The sequence below is a fragment of the Pseudomonas ulcerans genome, assembly GCF_036324125.1.
Classification (GTDB): domain Bacteria; phylum Pseudomonadota; class Gammaproteobacteria; order Pseudomonadales; family Pseudomonadaceae; genus Aquipseudomonas; species Aquipseudomonas ulcerans.
The window spans coordinates 1-3,690 of the sequence record NZ_JAZDQN010000092.1; the positions used below are offsets into that span (position 1 = coordinate 1).

The 3,690-nt window shown below is 61.4% G+C and carries 1 protein-coding gene; it reads right to left on the minus strand.

The window, feature by feature from the left end:
- Positions 1-3,690: beta strand repeat-containing protein (locus V0R59_RS31655; protein ID WP_330105861.1), on the minus strand; the 3,690-nt coding region annotated here is incomplete at both ends.

Below are 3,690 nucleotides of genomic sequence, written 5' to 3' on the forward strand. Positions count from 1 at the left end.
ATCGACTGACCGTTGGCCAGGCTGATTACCAGCGGAGTACCGGTAACTGGCGAGGTAACCGAAGCGACGTAGGTGACGACCCCACCCTCAACCGCCGAAGCAGTGGCAGTGAGCGTTACGGTGCTGGTGTCGATCGAATCGGTTACGGCAGTGACAGCTGCAGTTGGGCTGACTTCCAGATGCTCGAAGTCACCGCCAGTGGTGCCGGTGATGGTCACGCTGACGTTGCCACCATCTACGTAGACGGTGTTCTGCGGAGCAGGGAAGGTAATCGAACCTTCGCTCAAGCCCTTGCCGATGGTGATGGTTTCGCCATTGCTCAGCGAAATCTTCATCTCGGTGCCAGCCGGGTTGGTCAGGCGAGCGGTATAGGTGATCTCGCCGCCTTCCTGGACAGTGCCGGAGGCCGACAGGGTCAGGCCGGTGGTGTCCAGGCGTGCCGGGTCATCGGTGACGACGGTGGTCGGCGTACCGGCGGTTTCCAGGTGTTCGTAGTTGCCACCCGTCACACCGGTGATGCTGTTGCTCAGCGGAGTGTTGGTGTTCAACACGTTATTCGGCGCGATGAAGTCGACCGATCCGGAACTGCTGTTCACTGGAATGGTGATCGACTGACCGTTGGCCAGGCTGATTACCAGCGGAGTACCGGTAACTGGCGAGGTAACCGAAGCGACGTAGGTGACGACCCCACCCTCAACCGCCGAAGCAGTGGCAGTGAGCGTTACGGTGCTGGTGTCGATCGAATCGGTTACGGCAGTGACAGCTGCAGTTGGGCTGACTTCCAGATGCTCGAAGTCACCGCCAGTGGTGCCGGTGATGGTCACGCTGACGTTGCCACCATCTACGTAGACGGTGTTCTGCGGAGCAGGGAAGGTAATCGAACCTTCGCTCAAGCCCTTGCCGATGGTGATGGTTTCGCCATTGCTCAGCGAAATCTTCATCTCGGTGCCAGCCGGGTTGGTCAGGCGAGCGGTATAGGTGATCTCGCCGCCTTCCTGGACAGTGCCGGAGGCCGACAGGGTCAGGCCGGTGGTGTCCAGGCGTGCCGGGTCATCGGTGACGACGGTGGTCGGAGTACCGGCGGTTTCCAGGTGTTCGTAGTTGCCGCCAGTGACGCCGGTGATGCTGTTGGTCAGCGGGGTGTTGGTGTTCAGCACGTTGTTCGGTGCGATGAAGTCGACCGATCCGGAGCTGCTGTTCACCGGAATGGTGATCGACTGGCCATTCGCCAGGCTGATAACCAGCGGAGTGCCGGTAACTGGCGAGGTAACCGAAGCAACGTAAGTGACAACGCCGCCTTCGACTGCCGAAGCCGTGGCGGTCAGCGTTACGGTGCTGGTGTCGATGCTGTCGGTAACTGCGGTTACGGCAGCTGTTGGGCTGACTTCCAAGTGCTCGAAATCACCACCGGTGGTACCGGTGATGGTGACGCTGACGTTGCCGCCATCCACATACACGGTGTTCTGCGGCGCAGGGAAGGTGATCGAGCCTTCGCTCAAGCCTTTCCCGATGGTGATGGTTTCGCCGTTACTCAGCGAAATCTTCATCTCGGTGCCGGTTGGGTTGGTCAGGCGCGCGGTGTAGGTGATCTCACCGCCTTCCTGCACCGTACCGGAAGCCGACAGGGTCAGGCCGGTGGTGTCCAGACGCGCTGGGTCATCGGTGACGACGGTGGTCGGCGTACCCGCAGTTTCCAGGTGCTCGTAGTTGCCGCCAGTTACGCCGGTGATGCTGTTGCTCAGCGGGGTGTTGGTATTCAGCACGTTGTTCGGTGCGATGAAGTCGACCGAGCCGCTCGAAGCATTGACCGGGATAGTGATCGACTGACCATTGGCCAGGCTGATGACCAACGGGGTACCAGTGACCGGGGATGTCACGGACGCAACGTAGGTGACGACGCCACCCTCAACTGCCGAAGCCGTGGCGGTCAACGTTACGGTGCTGGTGTCGATGCTGTCGGTGATCGCAGTCACAGCGGCGGTCGGGCTGACTTCGAGGTGCTCGAAGTCACCACCGGTGGTACCGGTGATGGTGACGCTGACGTTTCCACCGTCGACATAGACGGTGTTCTGCGGCGCCGGGAAGGTAATCGAACCTTCGCTGAGGCCCTTGCCGATGGTGATGGTCTCGCCGTTGCTCAGCGAAATCTTCATCTCGGTGCCGGCCGGGTTGGTCAGGCGGGCGGTATAGGTGATCTCGCCACCTTCCTGCACGGTGCCAGAGGCGGACAGGGTCAGGCCGGTGGTGTCCAGGCGCGCTGGATCGTCAGTGATGACGGTGGTCGGAGTACCGGCGGTTTCCAGGTGTTCGTAGTTGCCACCTGTGACGCCAGTGATGCTGTTGCTTAGCGGCGTGTTGGTGTTCAGCACGTTGTTCGGTGCAATGAAGTCGACCGAGCCGCTACTGGAGTTCACTGGAATAGTGATCGATTGACCGTTGGCCAGGCTGATGACCAGCGGAGTACCGGTGACTGGCGAGGTAACCGAAGCAACGTAAGTGACCACGCCGCCTTCAACAGCCGAAGCGGTGGCCGTCAGGGTGACGGTGCTCGTGTCGATTGAGTCGGTTACGGCAGTGACTGCTGCAGTTGGGCTGACTTCAAGGTGCTCGAAGTCACCACCGGTGGTACCGGTAATGGTGACGCTGACGTTTCCACCGTCGACATAGACGGTGTTCTGCGGCGCCGGGAAGGTAATCGAACCTTCGCTGAGGCCCTTGCCGATGGTGATGGTCTCGCCGTTGCTCAGCGAAATCTTCATCTCGGTGCCGGCCGGGTTGGTCAGGCGGGCGGTATAGGTGATCTCGCCACCTTCCTGCACGGTGCCAGAGGCGGACAGGGTCAGGCCGGTGGTGTCCAGGCGCGCCGGGTCATCGGTGACGACAGTGGTCGGAGTACCGGCGGTTTCCAGGTGCTCGTAGTTGCCACCGGTGACGCCGGTGATGCTGTTAGTCAGCGGCGTGTTGGTATTCAACACGTTGTTCGGAGCAATGAAGTCGACCGAGCCGGAGCTGCTGTTCACCGGAATGGTGATCGACTGGCCGTTAGCCAAACTGATGACCAGTGGAGTGCCAGTGACCGGGGACGTCACGGACGCGACGTAGGTGACCACGCCGCCTTCGACTGCCGAAGCAGTGGCGGTGAGGGTTACGGTGCTGGTGTCGATCGAGTCCGTTACGGCGGTGACAGCCGCAGTCGGGCTGACTTCCAGGTGCTCGAAGTCACCGCCGGTGGTGCCGGTGATGGTGACGCTGACATTGCCGCCGTCCACGTAAACGGTGTTCTGCGGCGCCGGGAAGGTAATCGAACCTTCGCTCAGGCCCTTACCGATGGTGATGGTCTCGCCGTTGCTCAGCGAGATCTTCATCTCGGTGCCGGCCGGGTTGGTCAGGCGGGCGGTGTAGGTGATCTCGCCGCCTTCCTGGACGGTGCCGGAGGCCGACAGGGTCAGGCCGGTGGTGTCCAGGCGTGCCGGGTCATCGGTGACGACAGTGGTCGGCGTACCCGCAGTTTCCAGGTGCTCGTAGTTGCCGCCAGTTACGCCGGTGATGCTGTTGGTCAGCGGGGTGTTGGTATTCAGCACGTTGTTCGGTGCGATGAAGTCGACCGAGCCGCTCGAAGCATTGACCGGGATAGTGATCGACTGGCCGTTAGCCAGGCTGATGACCAGCGGAGTACCGGTAACTGGCGAG